15 protein-coding genes and 1 riboswitch are annotated in these 18,627 nt (G+C 69.0%); all 15 genes read left to right on the top strand.

Translation table 11 applies throughout. From position 1 onward, the window contains the following. Window positions 1–134 precede the first annotated feature (134 nt). The 15 genes from eccD to W7S_RS13255 all read left to right on the top strand — a co-directional run bounded on the left by eccD (window position 135) and on the right by W7S_RS13255 (window position 18,623). Window positions 135–1,646, top strand: a complete 1,512-nt coding sequence (gene eccD / locus W7S_RS13325) for a type VII secretion integral membrane protein EccD (RefSeq protein WP_008257040.1) — start codon at window positions 135–137, stop codon at window positions 1,644–1,646. Further along, window positions 1,624–3,447 carry a type VII secretion-associated serine protease mycosin gene (locus W7S_RS13320; RefSeq protein WP_008257037.1) on the top strand — a complete coding sequence of 608 codons (1,824 nt, stop codon included), beginning with the start codon at window positions 1,624–1,626 and terminating at the stop codon, window positions 3,445–3,447. The genes eccD and W7S_RS13320 overlap by 23 nt, the downstream gene beginning before the upstream one ends. 19 nt (window positions 3,448–3,466) lie before the next feature. Then, window positions 3,467–4,666 (top strand): type VII secretion protein EccE, encoded by a 1,200-nt coding sequence (gene eccE, locus W7S_RS13315; RefSeq protein WP_014380194.1) that lies wholly within the window; start codon window positions 3,467–3,469, stop codon window positions 4,664–4,666. Beyond that, window positions 4,663–6,492: a type VII secretion system ESX-5 AAA family ATPase EccA5 gene (eccA5, locus tag W7S_RS13310; RefSeq protein WP_008257033.1), complete on the top strand. Its 1,830-nt coding sequence runs from the start codon at window positions 4,663–4,665 to the stop codon at window positions 6,490–6,492. Before eccE ends, eccA5 begins: the two co-directional genes overlap by 4 nt. A gap of 84 nt (window positions 6,493–6,576) precedes the next feature. After that, window positions 6,577–6,751, top strand: a riboswitch (M-box (ykoK) riboswitch). A gap of 426 nt (window positions 6,752–7,177) precedes the next feature. After that, window positions 7,178–8,347 (top strand): PPE family protein, encoded by a 1,170-nt coding sequence (locus tag W7S_RS13305; RefSeq protein ID WP_014711707.1) that lies wholly within the window; start codon window positions 7,178–7,180, stop codon window positions 8,345–8,347. A 795-nt stretch (window positions 8,348–9,142) separates the two neighbouring features. Beyond that, window positions 9,143–10,402 (top strand): PPE family protein, encoded by a 1,260-nt coding sequence (locus tag W7S_RS13300; protein ID WP_014711706.1) that lies wholly within the window; start codon window positions 9,143–9,145, stop codon window positions 10,400–10,402. Between the two features lie 67 nt (window positions 10,403–10,469). Then, window positions 10,470–11,873 carry a PPE family protein gene (locus W7S_RS13295; protein WP_014711705.1) on the top strand — a complete coding sequence of 468 codons (1,404 nt, stop codon included), beginning with the start codon at window positions 10,470–10,472 and terminating at the stop codon, window positions 11,871–11,873. A gap of 56 nt (window positions 11,874–11,929) precedes the next feature. Then, window positions 11,930–12,256: a DUF732 domain-containing protein gene (locus W7S_RS13290; protein WP_081490105.1), complete on the top strand. Its 327-nt coding sequence runs from the start codon at window positions 11,930–11,932 to the stop codon at window positions 12,254–12,256. A 61-nt stretch (window positions 12,257–12,317) separates the two neighbouring features. Beyond that, on the top strand, window positions 12,318–12,641 hold the full coding sequence (locus W7S_RS13285) for a DUF732 domain-containing protein (protein ID WP_014711703.1): 324 nt from the start codon (window positions 12,318–12,320) through the stop codon (window positions 12,639–12,641). Window positions 12,642–12,928: 287 nt separating this feature from the next. Continuing rightward, the gene (locus tag W7S_RS13280) at window positions 12,929–14,173 is read left to right on the top strand and encodes a PPE family protein (protein ID WP_041297848.1); all 1,245 of its coding nucleotides are present in this window, start codon (window positions 12,929–12,931) and stop codon (window positions 14,171–14,173) included. 165 nt (window positions 14,174–14,338) lie between these two features. Continuing rightward, window positions 14,339–15,730, top strand: a complete 1,392-nt coding sequence (locus W7S_RS13275; RefSeq protein WP_020822608.1) for a PPE family protein — start codon at window positions 14,339–14,341, stop codon at window positions 15,728–15,730. Further along, the gene (locus W7S_RS13270; RefSeq protein WP_008257015.1) at window positions 15,727–16,044 is read left to right on the top strand and encodes a DUF732 domain-containing protein; all 318 of its coding nucleotides are present in this window, start codon (window positions 15,727–15,729) and stop codon (window positions 16,042–16,044) included. The genes W7S_RS13275 and W7S_RS13270 overlap by 4 nt, the downstream gene beginning before the upstream one ends. Before the next feature lie 123 nt (window positions 16,045–16,167). Continuing rightward, window positions 16,168–16,884, top strand: coding sequence for an MgtC/SapB family protein (locus tag W7S_RS13265; RefSeq protein WP_008257013.1), 717 nt, complete (start codon window positions 16,168–16,170; stop codon window positions 16,882–16,884). A gap of 31 nt (window positions 16,885–16,915) precedes the next feature. Continuing rightward, the gene (locus tag W7S_RS13260; protein WP_041297847.1) at window positions 16,916–17,851 is read left to right on the top strand and encodes a sterol desaturase family protein; all 936 of its coding nucleotides are present in this window, start codon (window positions 16,916–16,918) and stop codon (window positions 17,849–17,851) included. Window positions 17,852–17,945: 94 nt separating this feature from the next. Further along, the gene (locus W7S_RS13255; protein ID WP_014711699.1) at window positions 17,946–18,623 is read left to right on the top strand and encodes a hypothetical protein; all 678 of its coding nucleotides are present in this window, start codon (window positions 17,946–17,948) and stop codon (window positions 18,621–18,623) included. Window positions 18,624–18,627 lie beyond the last annotated feature (4 nt).

The following is an 18,627-nucleotide window of genomic DNA, read 5'->3' as shown; positions in this document are numbered from 1 at the left end:
AGGCAGATGGAATTCCAATTAGTAGGAATGCGCTGCGCGGGGGAGCGCAGCACCTCGGCGAGAACACCGGCGCCGGCCGGCACGCGAACGGCGGCACGGGCTCACACATTCATCACGGTAGGGAGTGCAAGGCGATGACTGCGGTCGTTGAAGTACCACAGCCTGATGTAGAGGGCATCTCACAGCCCCAGGCGGTCGTCGTCGGCGTGATGGCCGGCACGGGCGTCCAGATCGGCGTCCTGCTGGACGCGAACGCCCCCGTCTCGGTGATGACCGACCCGTTGCTGAAGGTCGTCAACAGCCGGCTCCGCGAGCTCGGCGAGGCCCCGCTGGAGGCCACCGGCCGCGGCCGGTGGGCCTTGTGCCTGGTGGACGGCTCGCCGCTGCGGGCGACCCAATCGCTGAGCGAGCAGGACGTCTACGACGGCGACCGGTTGTGGATCCGGTTCATCCCGGACACCGAGCACCGCTCGCAGGTCATCGAGCACATCTCCACCGCGGTCGCGGCGAACCTCAGCAAGCGCTTCGCCGCCATCGACCCGGTGGTTGCCGTGCAGGTCGGTGCGTCGATGGTGGCCATCGGGGTGACGGCCGCGACCGGTTTGCTGGGCTGGTGGCGCTGGCACCACAACTCGTGGCTGCCGACCGTCTACGCGGGCGTGATCGGCGCGCTGATGCTGGGCGTTTCGCTGTTGCTGTTGATGCGGGCCACCACCCTGCAGGAGCGGCGCGTCGCCGACACCATGCTGTTGAGCAGCCTCGCGCCGGTGTCGGTGGCAGCGGCGGCCGCGCCGCCCGGCGGTGTGGGGTCGCCCCACGCGGTGTTGGGCTTCGGCGTGCTCACCATCGCCGCAATCCTCGCGCTGCGTTTCACCGGGCGTCGGCTGTCGATCTACACCGCGATCGTCACAGTCAGCTCGATCGCGGCGGTGGCCGCGTTGGCGCGGATGGTGGCCATGACCAGCGCCGTGACGCTGCTGACCTGCGTCGTGCTCGTATCGGTTCTGATCTACCAGAGCGCACCGGCGATCTCACGACGGCTGGCCGGCATCCGCCTGCCCGTCTTCCCGTCGGCCACCAGCCGATGGGTGTTCGAGGCCCGGCCCGACCTGCCCACCACCGTGGTGCGCAACGACGGCGGCCCCCCCGTTCTGGAGGGACCCGCCTCGGTCCGCGACGTCCTGACGCAGGCCGAACGCGCCCGCTCCTTCCTGTCGGGTTTGCTGATCGGGCTCGGCGTGCTGATGGTCGTCTCGCTGACCGCCCTGTCGGACCCGCACACCGGGCAGCGCTGGCTGCCGGTCCTGCTGGCGGGCTTCAGCGCGGGATTCCTGTTGCTGCGCGGCCGCTCGTACGTCGACCGCTGGCAGGCGATCACCCTGGCCGGAACCGGCGTGCTGATCGTCGGTGCCGTCGTGGTGCGGTACGCGCTCGTGTTGCAGTCTTCGCTTGCGGTCTCGATCTGCGCGGCGATTCTGGTTCTGGTGCCGGCGGCGGGGCTGACGTCCGCGGCCGTGGTGCCGAACACGGTCTACAGCCCGCTATTCCGCAAATTCGTGGAATGGATTGAATACCTCTGCCTGATGCCGATTTTCCCGCTGGCATTGTGGTTGATGAATGTCTATGCAGCAATCCGCTATCGCTGACCGCAAAGTGTGGCGTGGCCGCGCGACCGCCGCGACCGTCGCCGCTGCCCTGCTCGCCTCGGGCGCGTTGGCGAATCTGCCGCCCGCCTATGCGATTTCGCCTCCGACGATCGACGCGGCGGCGGTGCCGCCGGACGGCCCACCCGGGCCGGGCGCGCCCATGAAGCAGAACTCGTACTGCACCGAGGTGGGCGTGCTGCCCGGGACCGACTTTCGGCTGCAGCCCAAATACATGGACATGCTGAACCTGCAGGAGGCGTGGCAGTTCGGTCGCGGCGCCGGCCAGAAGGTGGCCGTCATCGACACCGGCGTCACGCCGCATCCGCGGTTTCCGCACCTGATCCCGGGTGGCGACTACATCATGTCCGGCGACGGGCTGTCCGACTGCGACGCGCACGGCACCCTCGTGGCGTCGATGATCGGCGCGGCGCCGGCCAACGGCGCCGGGGTACCGCCGGCGGCACCGCGCAAGCCGGTCACCATTCCGACCACGGAGCCGCCGCCGAAAGCGCCGCCGCCGCAGACGGTGACCCTGTCGCCGCTGCCCCAGACCGTGACGATGGTGCCCCCGCCGCCCCAGGAGCAGCCTGCTCCAGGCCCCTTCGGGGCGCCCCCGCCGCCACCGGCGCCGCCGCAGCCCGGCGGACCGCCCCCCGGGCCGCCCCAAGGTGGGCAGGCCCCGGCGGGCAACCACGGAACCGGCACGGTGACCATCCCCGGCTACTCCGGTGGCGGGCACGTGGTCACGGTCGACAATCCGCGCCCGCTCGACCCGCCGCCGCCGGCACCGCCGCCACCCGCACCCACCAAGGGCGGACCGGACGCGTTCAGCGGGATCGCGCCGGACGTCGACATCATCGCGATCCGGCAGTCCAGCCAGGCCTTCGGCCTCAAGGACGCCTACACCGGCGATGAGGATCCGCAGACGTCGGCGAAGATCGACAACGTCCAGACGATGGCGCGGGCGATCGTGCACGCCGCCAACATGGGCGCGTCGGTCATCAACATCTCCGACGTGACATGCATGAGCGCGCGCAACGTCATCGACCAGCGCTCGCTGGGCGCCGCGGTCCGCTACGCGGCGGTCGACAAGAACGTCGTCATCGTGGCCGCGGCCGGCGATACCAGCAAAAAGGACTGCAAGCAGAACCCGCCTCATGATCCGTTGCAGCCCAACGATCCTCGCAACTGGAATGCCGTCACCACCGTCGTGACGCCGTCCTGGTTCAGCGACTACGTCCTGACCGTCGGCGCCGTCGACGAAGAAGGGCGCCCGCTGAGCCAGGGCAATCAGGGCCAGGCGTCGACGAGCGTGGCCGGGCCGTGGGTGGGCATCGCCGCGCCCGGGACGGACGTCGTCGGGCTGTCGCCGCGGGACGACGGGCTCATCAACGCGATCGACGGACCGGACAACACGCTGCTGGTTCCGTCCGGCACCAGCTTCTCCGCGGCGATCGTGTCGGGGGTGGCGGCGCTGGTGCGCGCCAAATTCCCGCAGCTGTCGGCGTATCAGGTCATCAACCGGCTGACGCGCACCGCCCGCGCGCCCGCGCGCGGAGTGGACAACCAGGTCGGCCACGGGGTCGTCGACCCGGTCGCGGCGCTGACCTGGGACGTGCCCGACGGTCCGGTGAAGCCGCCGCAGCAGCTGTCGGCGCCGCTGACCGTTCCGAAACCCGCCCCGCCGCGGGATATGGTGCCAGTATGGGTCGCCGCCGGAGGATTGTTCGTGGCGCTGCTCATCGGCGGCGGGGTGTTCGGCACGGCGATGCTGATGAAGCGATCACGGAAACAGCAATAGGGGCGGAGCAGCAGCACTCATGAAGGCACAGCGCAGGTTCGGGTTGTCTTTGTCGTGGTCGCGGCTGACCACGGTGTTCCTGGTCGACGTCGTGATCATGGCGGTGGCCAGCCACTGCCCGGAGTCCTGGCAGGGCACCTACCGCATCGCGTTCTGGGTGGGGGTGGGTCTGGCCGTGCTGGTCGCGCTGCTGTCGCTGGTCACCTACCACGGCCTGACGGTGACGTCGGGGATTGCGACCTGGCTGTGGGACTGGTCCGCCGACCCGGGCTCCGCGCTGGCCGCCGGCTGCACCCCGGCGATCGATCACCAACGCAGATTCGGCCGCGACAAGGTCGGCGTGCGCGAGTACCAGGGCCAGCTCGTCACGGTGATCGCCGTCAACGGCGGCGAGGACGACCCGGCGTCGCGCCACCGCCACCGGTCGTCCCGGCCCACCTTGCTGGTGCAGGCCGTCGCCTCGGGGCTGCGCCAGTTCGACATCCACCTCGACGACATCGACATCGTGTCGGTGAAGGTGCGCCGCGGCGGGAATGCCGCCGAGTTGTCCAAGCTCGACGACTGGGGCCCCGAGGAATGGGAGGTGGCGAACGATCAGCCCACCTCCTACGTGCGCAGGACCTGGCTGGTGCTGCGGATGAACCCGCAGCGCAACGTGGCCGCCGTGGCGGCCCGCGATTCGCTGGCGTCGACCCTGGTGGCGGCCACCGAACGGCTCGCCCAAGATCTCGACGGGCTGACCTGTGCGGCAAGGCCGTTGACCGCCGAGGAGCTCGCCGAAGTCGACCGCGCGGTGCTCGCCGACCTGGAGCCGACGTGGAGCCGTCCGGGATGGCGCCGCCTCAAGCACTTCAACGGGTTCGTGACGAGCCTGTGGCTGACGCCGTCGGACATCACCACCGACAAGCTCGAGGAGCTTTGGGAGGACGACACTTTCGCCACGGTGCTGACCATCCGGCTCACGTCTCGCGGCGGCCGTCCGCAGGTGTCGGCGTGGGTGCGTTATCACACCGAGAAGCGGCTGCGCCGAAACGTGTCGTCGGGGCTGAACCGCCTCACCGGTCGTCAGCTGGCCGCGGTGCGGGCCAGCCTGCCCGCCCCGACGGCCCGCCCGCTGCTATCCGTGCCGAGCCGTCCGTTGCGCGCCGACGACGATGAGCTCTCGCTGTCCGTCGACCAGCTGCGAGGGAGCTCGGCGGGCGTACCTGTAGCGCAATGACGAGGCCCCAATCAACCGCCGAAGGCGCCCGTAACGCGATGGTCGCCGGCCTGTTGGCGTCGGGCGTGTCGGTCAACGGGCTGCAACCCAGCCACAACCCGCAGGTCGCGTCGCAGATGTTCACCACGGCGACCAACCTGGACCCGTCGATGTGCGACGCCTGGCTGGCGCGGATGCTGGCGGGGGAGCAGAGCCTCGACGTGCTCGCCGGTGCCTGGTCGTCGATCCGGACGTTCGGGTGGGAGACCCGCCGCCTCGGGGTCACCGAGTTGCAGTTCCGCCCGGAGGTCTCCGACGGGCTGTTCCTGCGGCTGGCGGTGACCAGCGTGGAGTCGCTGGCGTGCGCTTACGCGGCCGTGCTTGCCGAGGCCAAACACTATGCGGAAGCGGCGAAGCTGCTCGACGGCGTCGAACCCCGCCAGGCCTTCGACGAGGAGCTGGTCAGCTACGTGCGGGGCGTGCTGTACTTCCGCACCGGGCGGTGGCCGGACGTGCTCAACCAATTCTCCGAGGGCAAGGGGTGGCGTCAGCCCGAGCTGAAGGCCGCGGGGGCGGCGATGGCCACCACCGCCCTGGCCTCGCTCGGCGTGTTCGAGGAGGCGTTGCGCCGCGGCCAGGACGCCATCGAAGGCGACCGGGTACCGGGCGCGGCCAACATCGCGCTGTACACGCAGGGCATGTGCCTGCGCCACCTGGGCCGCGAGGACGAGGCCGTCGAGCTGCTGCGGCGCGTCTATTCGCGTGATCCCAAGTTCACCCCCGCGCGCGAGGCGCTGGACAACCCGAACTATCGCCTGATCCTGACCGACCCCGAGACGATCGAGGCCCGCACCGACCCGTGGGACCCCGACAGCGCGCCCACCCGCGCTGAGGCGGAGGCCGCCCGTCACGCCGAGGAGGCCGCGAAGTACCTGGCCGAGGGCGATGCCGAGCTCAACGCCATGCTGGGCATGGAGCGGGCCAAGCGGGAGATCAAGTTGATCAAGTCGACGACGAAGGTGAACCTGGCGCGCGCCAAGATGGGCCTGCCGGTGCCGGTGACGTCGCGCCACACCTTGCTGCTCGGTCCGCCGGGAACCGGAAAGACCTCGGTGGCAAGGGCTTTCAGCAAGCAGCTGTGTGGGTTGACGGTGCTGCGCAAACCGGTGGTGGTCGAGACCAGCCGCACCAAGCTGCTGGGCCGGTACATGGCCGACGCGGAGAAGAACACCGAGGAGATGCTCGAGGGCGCCCTGGGCGGCGCGGTGTTCTTCGACGAGATGCACACCCTGCACGAAAAGGGCTACCAGCAGGGCGACCCCTACGGCAACGCGATCATCAACACGTTGCTGCTGTACATGGAGAACCACCGCGACGAGCTGGTCGTCTTCGGGGCCGGCTACGCCAAGGCCATGGACAAGATGCTCGAAGTGAATCAGGGTCTGCGGCGGCGCTTTTCGACGGTGATCGAGTTCTTCAGCTACACCCCGGACGAACTGGTCGCGCTGACCCGGTTGATGGGCCAGGAAAACGAAGACGTCATCACCGATGAATCGGCGCAGGCCCTCCTGCCGTCCTACACCAAGTTCTATCTCGACGAAACGTATTCGGAAGACGGCGATCTCATCCGCGGCATCGACACGCTGGGCAATGCCGGTTTCGTGCGCAACGTGGTGGAAAAGGCCCGCGATCACCGCAGTTTCCGCCTGGACGACGAGGACCTGGATGCGGTCCTGGCCAGCGACGTGACCGAATTCAGCGAGCGCCAACTGCTGCGGTTCAAGGAGCTGACCCGCGAGGATCTCGCCGAGGGCCTGAACGCGGCGGTCGCCGAGAAGGCGAACTAGCCGGCCAGGCGGCTACGCGCTGGTGCGCGGTTGTGTTGCACGTCAATTTGACTCGGCGTAGGCCGAGTGCCACCATGGCCTGTGCAAGCACCTCGCTAGGTGAGGCGTCTGCACGGACATAGGCCACTGACCTCGAACGTCGAGAGACGCCCAGGGTCAGGACAGCTCCTCCCGGATTAAGGGTTGAGCCCAAGTGGCTTCCGGCTCTGGTGACCGGATACGCCGTGTGGTGCCGAAGCTCTGACGAGAGGGGTGCGCGCCCAACGATTCTCGCGTTGGGTGCCTATCCCCGCGTGCAACGTATGGCATCCCCGTATGCCCTGGCCGCGAGGAGGTGAGAGCGGAATGAGTCCCGGTGATAGTCCGTATCCCAGATCGATGACCATTTCGTTGCGATCCGACCCCGGCCACCTTTCGTAGCCTGAATCGGCTCCTTCCACATATTCTCGCGCACGCCAACGCATTACGCGTGCGTGCGCGAGTGTGCGCGGAATTAGCCTGATTCGGGCGAACCACGGCTGAGTTCGGTCTCTGCTGTGAGGAGAATTCCGATGTCGTTTCCCATGTCGTGCTGCCAGTTAGCAGTGTTAGCAGCAACACAATTCAGCATCGACGCCATGTGCCGCACCTCGAGGGCGCGGGCGCTGGCCGACACCATCGCGACCGGCTAGGGGAGGGGCCCGAAATGTTCGTGGACTTCGCAACGCTCCCACCCGAAATCAACTCCGCGCGTATGTATGCCGGGCCCGGGTCGGGCCCGATGCTGGTTGCCGCGTCCGCGTGGAACGGGTTGGCCGCGGAATTGCGTTCGGCCGCACTGTCGTACGGGTCGGCGCTCTCTGCGCTGACCAGCGAGGAATGGCACGGCCCGGCATCGGCGGCGATGGTCGCGGCCGCGACGCCGTACGTGGCGTGGATGAGCACGACCGCCACCCAAGCCGAGCAGGCCGCGACCCAGGCCGAAGCCGCCGCCGCGGCCTACGAGGCCGCGTTCGCGGCCACCGTGCCACCGCCGGCGATCGCGGCCAACCGCGCGCAGCTGGCGACGCTGATCGCCACCAACGTGCTGGGCCAGAACACGCCCGCCATCGCGGCCACCGAGGCGCAGTACGGCGAGATGTGGGCCCAGGACGCGGCAACCATGTACGGCTACGCCGGCTCCTCGGCCGCCGCCACCCGCCTGCCCATGTTCACCGATCCCACGCAAACCACCAGCCAGGACGGCCAAGCCCGCCAGGCCGCCGCGGTCGCCCAGGCGACGGGCACCTCCGCGGGAAACCAGCAGGCTACCGTGTCGCAGCTGAACACCGCCGTGCCCAACGCGCTGCAGACCCTGTCGTCGCCGACGGAATCGTCGACCGGATCGACGTCCGGCCTGTCGTCGATCCTGGACCCGAACAGCAATTTCTGGAACACGATCACGTCGACCGGCGCGCTCGACCCGGCGCAGGTGGTGCAGACCGTAACGAGTTCGACGCTGATCGGCGCCAGCACCGGCGCCCTCAACGACCTGGCGAGCGGCGCGCCGGTGACGACCGGCATCGGAACAAGCGCCCAGGGACTGTCGGGGTTGGCGGGCGTGGGCAATGCCGGCGCGTCGGTCTCGGCAGGACTGGGCCGCGCGTCCCTGGTCGGCCCGCTGTCGGTGCCGCCGAGCTGGGCCCCGCCAGCGCCGGTCGCCAGTCCGTTGCCGTCGGCGCTGGGCGGCACCCCGATGGTGGCCCCGCCCCCGGCGATGGCGGCCGGCATGCCCGGCATGCCGTTCAGCCCCATGGGCAACCACGGACTCGGACGCGCCGTCCCGCAGTACGGATTCCGGCCGAACTTCGTGGTGCGCCCGCCCGCCGCCGGGTAGCTCTCGGGCACGCGCGCCGTTGGCTTCGGCCGAAAACCGTTACCGCCCGGATCTTTACAACGGCGCATGGAAAAATTCGCGGTGCCGATCGCAGCGCCGCCGTGCGCCGAGAGGTCTGTGTCACGCCCGAAAGCCGCTGCGCCCTACGGGAATTCGCCCCACAGGAAATTGTCAGTGGCCCACCAGCGCCACAGCAGACTGGCCGCGTCTAGTGGTATGAACGGACCCTACGACACAGCGTGACCACACCCGCCCAGTTCGGCGATGACGACGCCGTCGGCTCGAACCGGGGCTTAATCGCATTTCGCGGAAATGGCGCGGAATCGCGCCTTTGGCAATTCCGAAAGCCGGAACTCATCGTCGATAAAGAAAGTTTTTGGCCGTCGCGTTGCGTCTCAATGCGGACACCGTCGAAGCAATACATCAGCACGCCAACCCCGCCCGTCGCGCGCATACCGGGTGATATGCGCCACTAATCGAAAGGCTGTCATGCGCCGTTCTCACACCGGTCCCGAAGGCCGCGACATCGATGTTTTACACGGCTTTACCTGGCGGGAACGCCGCCTGAATACCAACGGTGCAACATCTTTATTGCGATAGCAGCGTGGCTTGACTACTCATTCATCCGCCCTTTATGGCGCCGGTTTGCAGCTAGGAGAGTAGGGCTTGCTGTCTTCCAACCGATGGAATGTGCGTCCGCATTCGAAGGCTTGTTTCGTGAATTCCCTTCCAGGCGCGAGTTTGTCGAGCCCGCGATGCCGCGCTGGGCGTGGCCGAGACTCGAGGAGGACCTGAATGCTGGACTTCGGCGCGTATCCGCCGGAATACAACTCGGCCCGGATGTATGTCGGCGCGGGATCGGGCCCGCTGCTGGCCGCCGCCGCGGCCTGGGACGAGCTGGCCGCGGAATTGCAGACGACGGGCGCGTCGTACAGCTCGACCATCGAGACCCTCGCGACGGGCCCCTGGACGGGCCCCTCGTCGCTGGCGATGGCGGCCGCGGCCGCCCCGTACGTCGCGTGGATGCACGCCACCGGGGCGCAGGCCGAGGAGGCCGGCGCGCGGGCCAAGCTCGCCGCCGGCGCCTACGAGACGGCATTCGCGGCCACCGTGCCACCGCCGGTGATCGCGGCCAACCGCGCCCTGCTCGCCACGCTGGTCGCCACCAACATCCTGGGCCAGAACACCCCGGCGATCGCCGCGACCGAGGCCCACTACATGGAGATGTGGGCGCAGGACGCCGCCGCAATGTACGGGTATGCGGCGTCCTCGGCGAGCGCGTCGGCGCTGACACCGTTCGCACCGCCACCGCGCACCACCAACGATTCGGCCGGGCCCGCCCAAGCCGCCGCGGTCGCCCAGAGTAGCGGGCAGTCCGGTTCCAACACCGCCACCCAGCTGTCGCAGCTGAGCGGCACGCTGCAGCCTGCGGCGCAATCCGTGGCGAACGCCGGCTCGTCGGCAACGTCATCGGCCGAACTGACGACGCCGAATTTCATCACCAACTGGAACGAGTTCTGGTCGGTGGTGACCGGGGTGTACTCGCCGCAGTCGTGGACCACCATCCCCGGCGGCCCGTTCCTGTCGTTCGGCCAGGCGTACGCCTGGGGACAGAACGGGCAGGGTGCGGCCGCCTATCTGGCTGGGCCGAAAGCCATCTCGGGCGCGTTGGCCCCGCTCACCAGTGGCGCCAACGCCGTCAAGCCCATGCTCAGCTCCGCGATCGGGGCGGGGCAGGTGTCGGGATCGATGGGCAAAGCCGCTCTGGTCGGCGGCATGTCGGTGCCGCAGGGCTGGACGGAAGCCGCCCCGGCGATACGGACGCTCGCCCAGGGGTTGCCGACGAACCTGGCGGCGGCGCCGGCGGCGATGGCCGGCGAGGAGGGCGTGTTCAGCCAGATGGCCCTGTCCAGCCTGGCCGGACGCGCCGTCGCCGCCGCCGCAACCCGTCCGGTCGGGGGCGCCGCGACGGCGATGGGAGCGCTGGGCGGTGTTGCCGCGGAAGCCGATCCGGCCGCGGCCACCATCATCGTGATCCCATGCATCGAGGAATGACCGCGATGACCAAACCGCATGGCAGCCAGGTGCTTTCGCTCGAATGCCGAGGCAGGGGGTAGCAGGGATGTTTTACGGAGCCTTTCCGCCGGAGTTCAATTCGGGCCGGATGTACAGCGGTCCGGGCGCGGGATCGCTGGTGGCCGCGGCGACGGCCTGGCAGAGCCTGGCCACCGAACTGCAGTCCACCGCGACGTCCTATGCGGCGACGATCTCGAGCCTGACCGCCGGGCCCTGGGCGGGTCCGTCGTCGTTTGCCATGGCGTCCGCGGCGGCCCCGTACGTGACCTGGATGCAGCAAACCGCCGCGGCCGCAGCACAATCCGCGACCCAGGCCACCGAGGCGGCAACCGCCTACGAGACGGCCTTCGCCGCCCATGTGCCGCCGGCGGTGATCGCCGAAAACCGGGCGCTGCTGGTGCAATTGGTGGCGACTAACCTCTTCGGGCAGAACACGTCCGCGATCGCCGCGAACGAGGCCCAATACGGCGAGTTCTGGGCGCAGGACGCCACGGCGATGGACACCTACTTCGCGTCCTCGGCGACCGCTTCCAATAAGTTGACGGAGTTCAGCCCGGCTCCCCAGACCACCAGCGCGGCGGCCGAACCGATGCAAGCGGCCGCGGTGACGTCGGCCGCCAGCACCCCCGCCGCCAACGTGGCGAATGCCGCGGCGACGGCGGCGACCACCACGCTGCCCTACAGCGGGCCCTTCTCCGGCGCGGCGAACCTGGCGTACCTCTATCAGACGTTCATGACCAATCTCTTCAACACCGTCCCGGGCGGGGCGAGCTTCTATACCGCGACGTACAACGCCGTGAAGGTGCCGCTGGGCCTGACCACCCAGTTCAACGACGTCGGATTGTTGGTCAACTTTCCGTTGTCGCAGTGGCTCAAATTCGCCCCTCCCATCGCGTACGGTGCGTTGCCCAAGGACGCTCTCGGCGCGGGGCTCGGGGCGTTGGGCTTCGGTCGGGGCACGCTGTACAGCGCGATCAACCCCATCGCCGGCATGGGCAATGCCGGCACCCTGGTGGGCAAGCTGTCGATCCCGCCCAGCTGGGCCACGGCCACGCCGTCGGTCAGGACCGTCGCCGCCGCCCTGTCGGCCGCCGGGACCGAGGCCGTGCCGGCGGCGGCGCTGGGCGAGGGAAGCCTGTTCAGTTCGATGGGCCTGGCCGGGATGCTGGGCAGCGCGCTGGGCTCCGGGGGGCCCACCGTGGTCCGCGGCGGGGTGCGCAACCGGATGGCCGCGATCAAGGACCTCAAGGACAAGCAATCACCCGAACAGCTGAAACGCCTTGTCGCACAGATCTCGGAGAAACCCGAAAGCGTGCAGCACCACAACGTCGATCAGGAAAACCTCGACGCGCTGCTCGAGCAGCTGGCCAAGAAGCCCGGCATCCACGCGGTGCATCTGAAGAAGGGGGACAAGTCCAAAGTCCTGCCGACGGATGCCCAGTTGGGTTAGGGGACAAGGCAATCGATGTTCACGCAGCGACCGCGCGTGAGGACGGAAGGTGGACAGTGATGACAAGACTACTGGCGCTCCTGAGTGCCTTCGCGACGATTGGCCTTGCCGCGCCGGCTTACGCCGATCCCGGGCCGGAACCGAGTGGTGACGACGGAGGCTTCATCGCGGCGCTCCACCAAGCCGGCTTCAGCTTTGCCACGCCGGGTTCGGCCGTCGCCGCCGGGCGGGCGGTGTGCTCGTGTTTGAACAACGGCGAACCCGGCCTGGAGGTCGTCCACGACGTGAAAACCCACAACCCCGGCATGGACATGGAGATGGCATCCAATTTCGCCCTGCTTTCCGCGAAGTTCTACTGCCCCAACCAACTCTCCAAGGCCTGACCCGTCGGCCGTCCGCCTGGGCGGCCGAACGCCTCGCCGCCGCATGGGAGAATCACGAGTCATGAGACTGCTGGCGGCGCTGGGCGTCGGCGTTTCGGTCGCCCTCGGTCTGACCCCGCTCGCGCACAGCGACCCGGGGACGACCGGCGGCGACGAGGCCGCTTTTCTCGCGTCGCTGCGCGGCGCCGGCATCACGTACTCGACCCCGGATGGGGCGATAAAGTTCGCCAAAGCCGTGTGCGTGTCGATGGCAAACGGCGAGTTGGGTCCCCAAATGGTGGACGAATTGAAGAGCCAAAACCCCGGACTCACCGACGACCACGCGACGTCGTTCTTGGCGATTGCGGCGAAATTCTATTGCCCGCAGCAACTTAACAGAAGGTAGCCCCGTAGCAGGCGGCCTCCCTGCGCATCTCAGACGCGAAATCCCTTGCGCTTAGCGAACCTTCACGCCGCGGGCGTCCGAGGTCGGTGGAGCCGGCCCCGGCGCCGAATGCCGATCCTGAGAATTTCTCAGTCGAAGGACGCGTTGGAGCGGCGCCGGTGCAACACATGGAATACACATATGCTCCACCGGCGAATCTCATGAATTCCATTTGAGCCGTGGCTTGTTTGCGGGAAGGCCGCATATTCGCTCCTACCCTGGCGCCAGAGGAGGACGGGAGGCAACGGGTGGACTTCGGGGCGCTGCCACCAGAGGTCAATTCAGGACGGATGTACGTGGGTGCCGGATCGGGGCCCCTGCTGGCCGCCGCCGCGGCATGGGATGCGCTGGGAGCCGAACTGTATTCCTACGCGGCGGCCTACAGCTCGACGATCGCCGGCATGACCGTCGGGTCCTGGCTGGGACCGGCGGCGGCGTCGATGAGCGCCGCGGCCGCGCGCTACGTGGCATGGGCCACGGCGACGGCCGCCCAGGCAGAGCAGGTGGCGACCCAGGCCAGGCTCGCCGCCGCGGCCTACGAGACCGCGTTCGCGGCGACGGTGCCCCCACCGGTGATCGCTGCCAACCGCAGTCTCTTGATGACGCTGATCGCCACGAACATCCTCGGCCAGAACACCGCGGCCATCGCGGCGGCCGAAGCGGAGTACGCCGAGATGTGGGCCCAGGATGCCGTGGCGATGTATACCTACGCCGCCTCGTCGGCCGCGGCCACGCGGCTGACGCCCTTCACCGAGCCGCCGCGGACCACCGATTCGTCCGCGGTGGCACGACAATCCGCGGCGATCGCGCAAAGTGCCGCCTCGGACATCCCGTCCGAGCTGTCGGCCTTGATCAACGTGACGCCGACGATGCTGCAAGGACTTGCGGCGACCCCGTCGGCCGCGGCGGCGACGCCGGCGGCATCGATCATCGAAGCCATTTACCCCATCACGGCCGCCCTGCGGCCCTTCTTCGCGGCCGTCACCGGCGCGTACAGCCCCATTGGCGCGATCATCGTGCCCGGCGGATGGTGGCTGCTGTCGCTGCAGGCTCTGGGGCTGTCCCAAAACGCGCCGGGCGTCGCCGAACTGCTTGGCGGCGGAAGGGCCATCGCCGGGGGGCTGTCGCCGCTTGCGCCGCTGCGGGGCGGTTACGTCGCCGCGGTGACACCGGAGCTCGGGGGCGTGGCCGGGTCGATGGGCCGCGCGACCCTGGTCGGATCCCTGTCGGTTCCGCAGGGCTGGGCCACCGCCGCCCCCGTCATGAAGACGGTCGCGTCGGTACTGCCGGGCGCGAGTTTGGGAGCCGCCCCGGCGATGACCGCCACGTCGCAGGGCGCAATGTTCGGCGAGATGGCCATGGCGAGCGTGGCCGGACGCGCGCTGGCGGGCGCGGGTGTGCGCACCGTCAGCAACGGCACGACCGGCGTCGCCGCGGCGGCCACCGACGGCGTCGCGACCACCGCCACGATCATCGTGGTGCCGGCGGATTGATGGGCCTTGACATGACACCAATGGCATTGATCCAGCGGACCGCGGGGGACGACCGATGTCTTCGGTGACCTCACCGCCGCAAACGTCGGCGATTCACGGCATGTTTGCCAGCACTCCCGGTTCGTCGGCGGCCAGCGGCCCGGGTGGCGCGGGAAGGGCACGCCGATGAATTTCGCAGTGCAGCCACCCGAAATCACCTCCGGCCAGATGTACACCGGCCCTGGGGCGGGACCGATGCTGGCGGCCGCCGCCGCCTGGGAGGCGTTGGCCGCCGAGCTGCAGTCCACGGCGTCGTCCTACGGTGCGATCGTCGAGGGCCTGGCCAACGAGGCGTGGGCCGGCCCGTCGGCGGTCGCGATGGCCGCCGCGGCCGCGCCCTACGTGGCCTGGATGTCGGAGACCTCGGCGCAGGCGAAGACGGCGTCCGTGCAGGCCACGGCGGCGGCGGGCGCCTACGAGAGCGCCTTCGCGGCGGTGGTGCCGCCGACCGAGATCGCGGCCAACCGCGTCCGGCTGGCAACGCTGTTGGCAACCAACGCCTTCGGGCAGAACACCGCCGCGATCGCCGCCACCGAGGCCGAATACGCGGAAATGTGGGCCCAGGACGCCGCCGCGATGTACGCCTACGCCGGCGCGTCGGCGGCCGCCACGCGACTGGCACCGTTCACCGAGCCGCCCCAGACCACCAACGAAACCGGGATCGCCGCGCAGGCGGCCGCGCTGGGCGAGGCAAGCGGCACCGCCGCGGCCACGGACGCGGCGGCCCCGCCGTCGGGCATCTTCAGTGACCTGCTCGAGGCCATCGGCAACGCGTCCCGCGGTTACATGGAGTTCTGGGACCAGGTGCTCAACACCCTGACCGGGTCGCCGTTGGCCGGGACGACGTGGCAGAACACCTTCGGGATCCTCGCCGACATCGGCCGGTTCAGCACCGTCGCCAACGACAGCATGAGCCCGATCAACCTCGCCATGACCGAGTTCAAGATGTTCTACAACCTACCGGTCGAGGGCCTGGACATCCCGAAGTCCGCGCTGGGGGCCGGTCTCGGGATGCGGTCGGCCGGCGCGGGCCTGACGAGCGCGGTATCGGCGGGCATGGGTGAGGCGAACGTGGTGGGCAAGCTGTCGGTGCCACCGGCCTGGGCCTCGGCCACCCCGGCGATCCGGCTGGCCAGCGGCCTGGCGCCGAGCGCCGGCATCGCCGCGGCGCCCGCGGCCGCAATCCCGGGCAGCCTGCTCGGTCAGATGGCGCTGGGCAGCCTGACCGGAGGTGCCCTCGGCGCCGTCACGCCGCAGGTCGTGAGCGGCAGGGGCGTGCGGGCCCGCGCCGGGGGAGCGACGAAGCCCGCCGAGCCCGTGAAACTCGACGACGTCATCGCCAAGCTGCAAAAACAACCGGAAGCCGTGCAGCACTGGAACGTCGACAAGGCCGGACTCGACGATCTGCTCGACCAATTGTCGAAAAAGCCCGGCATCCACGCGGTGCACGTGTCCAGCGGAGACAAGCCGAAGGTGACGTTGCCCGACGCCCGGCTCGGCAAGGCGGGATCGGCATGAAACGTTTCGCTGCGCTGCTCGGCGCCGTCGGCGTGATCGGTTTCGCGGCGCCCGCGCACGCCGAGCCGGAGGGTGACGATGCCGCGTTTTTGGCCAACCTCGACAGTTCCGGCATCACCTATAGCAGCCCCAGCCAAGTCATCACGTCCGCCAAGGCCGTGTGCGGGTTGATGGGCCGCGGCGAAACCGGTTTGCAGGTCGTCAGCGACATCAAGGATCAAAACCCCGGGATGACGATGGACGCCGCCGCCAAGTTCGCGGCCCTCGCCTCGAGCGCCTACTGCCCCCACCACATCACGCCCAAAGCCGGTTAGCCTGAGACTCGCCGCCCGCGGGAGGATACCTCCCGACGTCGGCGGTTCGGTTGGGCTCCACTTGCGGTTAATCCGGATTTGGTTAGCTCCCTTCGCCGTCGAGCCACCGGGAAGGAGCGTGTCGTGGAAACGCTGAGCGCCGTCGATTTCGCGCTCCGCCTGGGCGTCGGCGTGGGTTGCGGCGCCCTCATCGGCCTGGAACGGCAGTGGCGGGCCCGTCGGGCCGGCCTGCGCACCAACGCGCTGGTTGCCGGCGGCGCAACCCTGTTCGTCCTGTACGCCGCGGCCACGTCGGATTCCAGCCCGACCCGGGTCGCGTCCTATGTGGTGTCGGGCATCGGCTTCCTCGGCGGTGGCGTGATCCTGCGGGAGGGCGTCAACGTTCGCGGCCTCAACACCGCCGCCACCCTGTGGTGTTCGGCGGCCATCGGCGTGCTGGCCGCTTCCGGGCACCTGGTCTTCGCGTTGATCGGCACCGGCACGGTCATCGGCATTCACGTGCTGGGGCGCCCTCTCGGCCGGTTGATCGACCGCGACAACAGTGCTGACGAAGACGAAAGCCTGCTGCCCTATCTGGTGCAGGTGGTCTGCCGCCCCAAGCACGAGAAATACGCGCGCGCCCAGATCGTCCAGCACGCCGGCGGCAACGACATCACGCTTCGCGGGATCCACACCGGGCATCCGGCCGACGACGAGATCACCTTGACCGCCCACCTGCTGATGGACGGCGACGCCCCCGCCCGGCTGGAGCGGCTGGTGGCCGAGCTATCCCTGCTGCCCGGCGTTCGCGCGGTCCAGTGGTACGCCGGCAACGACGTGCAGACCGACGATCGTCGCTGAGCGGCGCGGCGGTCGTCGTAGTCTTACCGGTGTGAGCGCCCTCTCCGGCTTCCTGTCCGCCTTGCCCCCGCAGATGCGGGACCCGGTGCTGCTCGCCATCCCGTTCTTCTTGCTGCTGCTGACCCTCGAATGGACCGCGGCCCGCAAGCTGGAACACCTCGCGGCCGACGCCGCGCGGCCCCCGTCGGGGGCGCACCGCACCCGCGACTCGCTGACCAGCATCTCGATGGGGCTGGTTTCGGTGGCCACCACCGCCGGCTGGAAGACCCTGGCCCTGCTCGGCTACGCCGCGATCTATGCCTACGTGGCGCCGTGGCACCTTTCGGTGGCCACGTGGTACACGTGGGTGATCGCGATTCTCGGCGTCGACCTGCTGTACTACGCGTACCACCGTATCGCCCACCGGGTGCGGTTGATCTGGGCGACCCATCAGGCCCACCACTCCAGCGAGTACTACAACTTCGCCACCGCGCTGCGCCAGAAGTGGAACAACAGCGGCGAGATCTTGATGTGGATCCCGTTGCCGCTGTTGGGAATTCCGCCATGGATGGTGTTCTTCAGCTTCTCCGTGAACTTGATCTACCAGTTCTGGATCCACACCGAGCACATCGACAAGCTGCCGCGGCCGTTCGAGTTCGTCTTCAACACGCCGTCGCACCACCGGGTGCACCACGGAATGGACAAGGTGTACCTCGACAAGAACTACGGCGGCATCTTCATCATCTGGGACCGGCTGTTCGGCACCTTCCAGCCCGAGCTGTTCCGCCCCCACTACGGCCTCACGAAGCAGGTGGACACCTTCAACATCTGGAAGCTGCAGACGCGCGAATACGTCGCGATCGCCCGCGACTGGCGAACCGCGACCCGGCTGCGGGACCGGCTGGGCTACGTGTTCGGCCCGCCCGGCTGGGCCCCGCGCACGGCCGGCCCGACCGATGCCGCCGCCACGCTCGTGACCTCTCTGTAACATCGGCGCTGCGCGGCGCGAAAAGCTGAACGTGGAGGACGGTTACGCCGTAACCTCGACCTCCCGTCGGTGTCCGCCCGATGGATCGGAGTTCATGGTGCATCGCCTGGCAACGCGCGCCTTCGCCGCGTCGGTTACTGTCGCCGCGCTCGCCTCCTTGCTGCCGGCCGCGCCGACAAAGGCCGATGTCCTGGTGTATCCGGGCATGGAGATACGCCAGGACAACCGCGTCTGCACGTTGGGATACGTCGACCCGGCCCTGAAGGTCGCGTTCACCGCGGGGCACTGCCGCGGCGGGGGCGGAGTGGTGACGGATCGGGGCGGCACCGTCATCGGCCGCCTGGCGGCCTTCCGGGACAACACCCCCAGCGGGACGACGGTGTCCACGAGCCAGGTGATCAACGATTACGAGGCGATCGTGCTGGACAACGACGTCACGGCGAACAACATCCTGCCGAGTGGTCGTCCGCTGGTCTCCGACCCCGGACTGGCGCTGGCGCCCGGGCAGCCGATCTGTCACTACGGCGTGATCACCGGGGAGACCTGCGGGACGGTGCAGAGCGTGAACAACGGCTGGTTCACCATGTCCAACGGCGTGCAGAGCCACAACGGCGACTCCGGCGGGCCGGTGTATCTGGCGCCCGGTGGCGGCCCGGGACAGCTCGTCGGGATCTTCAACAGCGTGTGGGGGGACTTCCCCGCGGCGGTGTCGTGGGGGGCCACCTCGCAGCAGGTTCGCGAGGATCTCGGGGCGCGGGACAACGCGCGTTAGGGCC

The organism is Mycobacterium sp. MOTT36Y, assembly GCF_000262165.1.
Lineage (GTDB): Bacteria > Actinomycetota > Actinomycetes > Mycobacteriales > Mycobacteriaceae > Mycobacterium > Mycobacterium intracellulare.
This window is presented reverse-complemented; position numbering and strand designations above follow the sequence as displayed.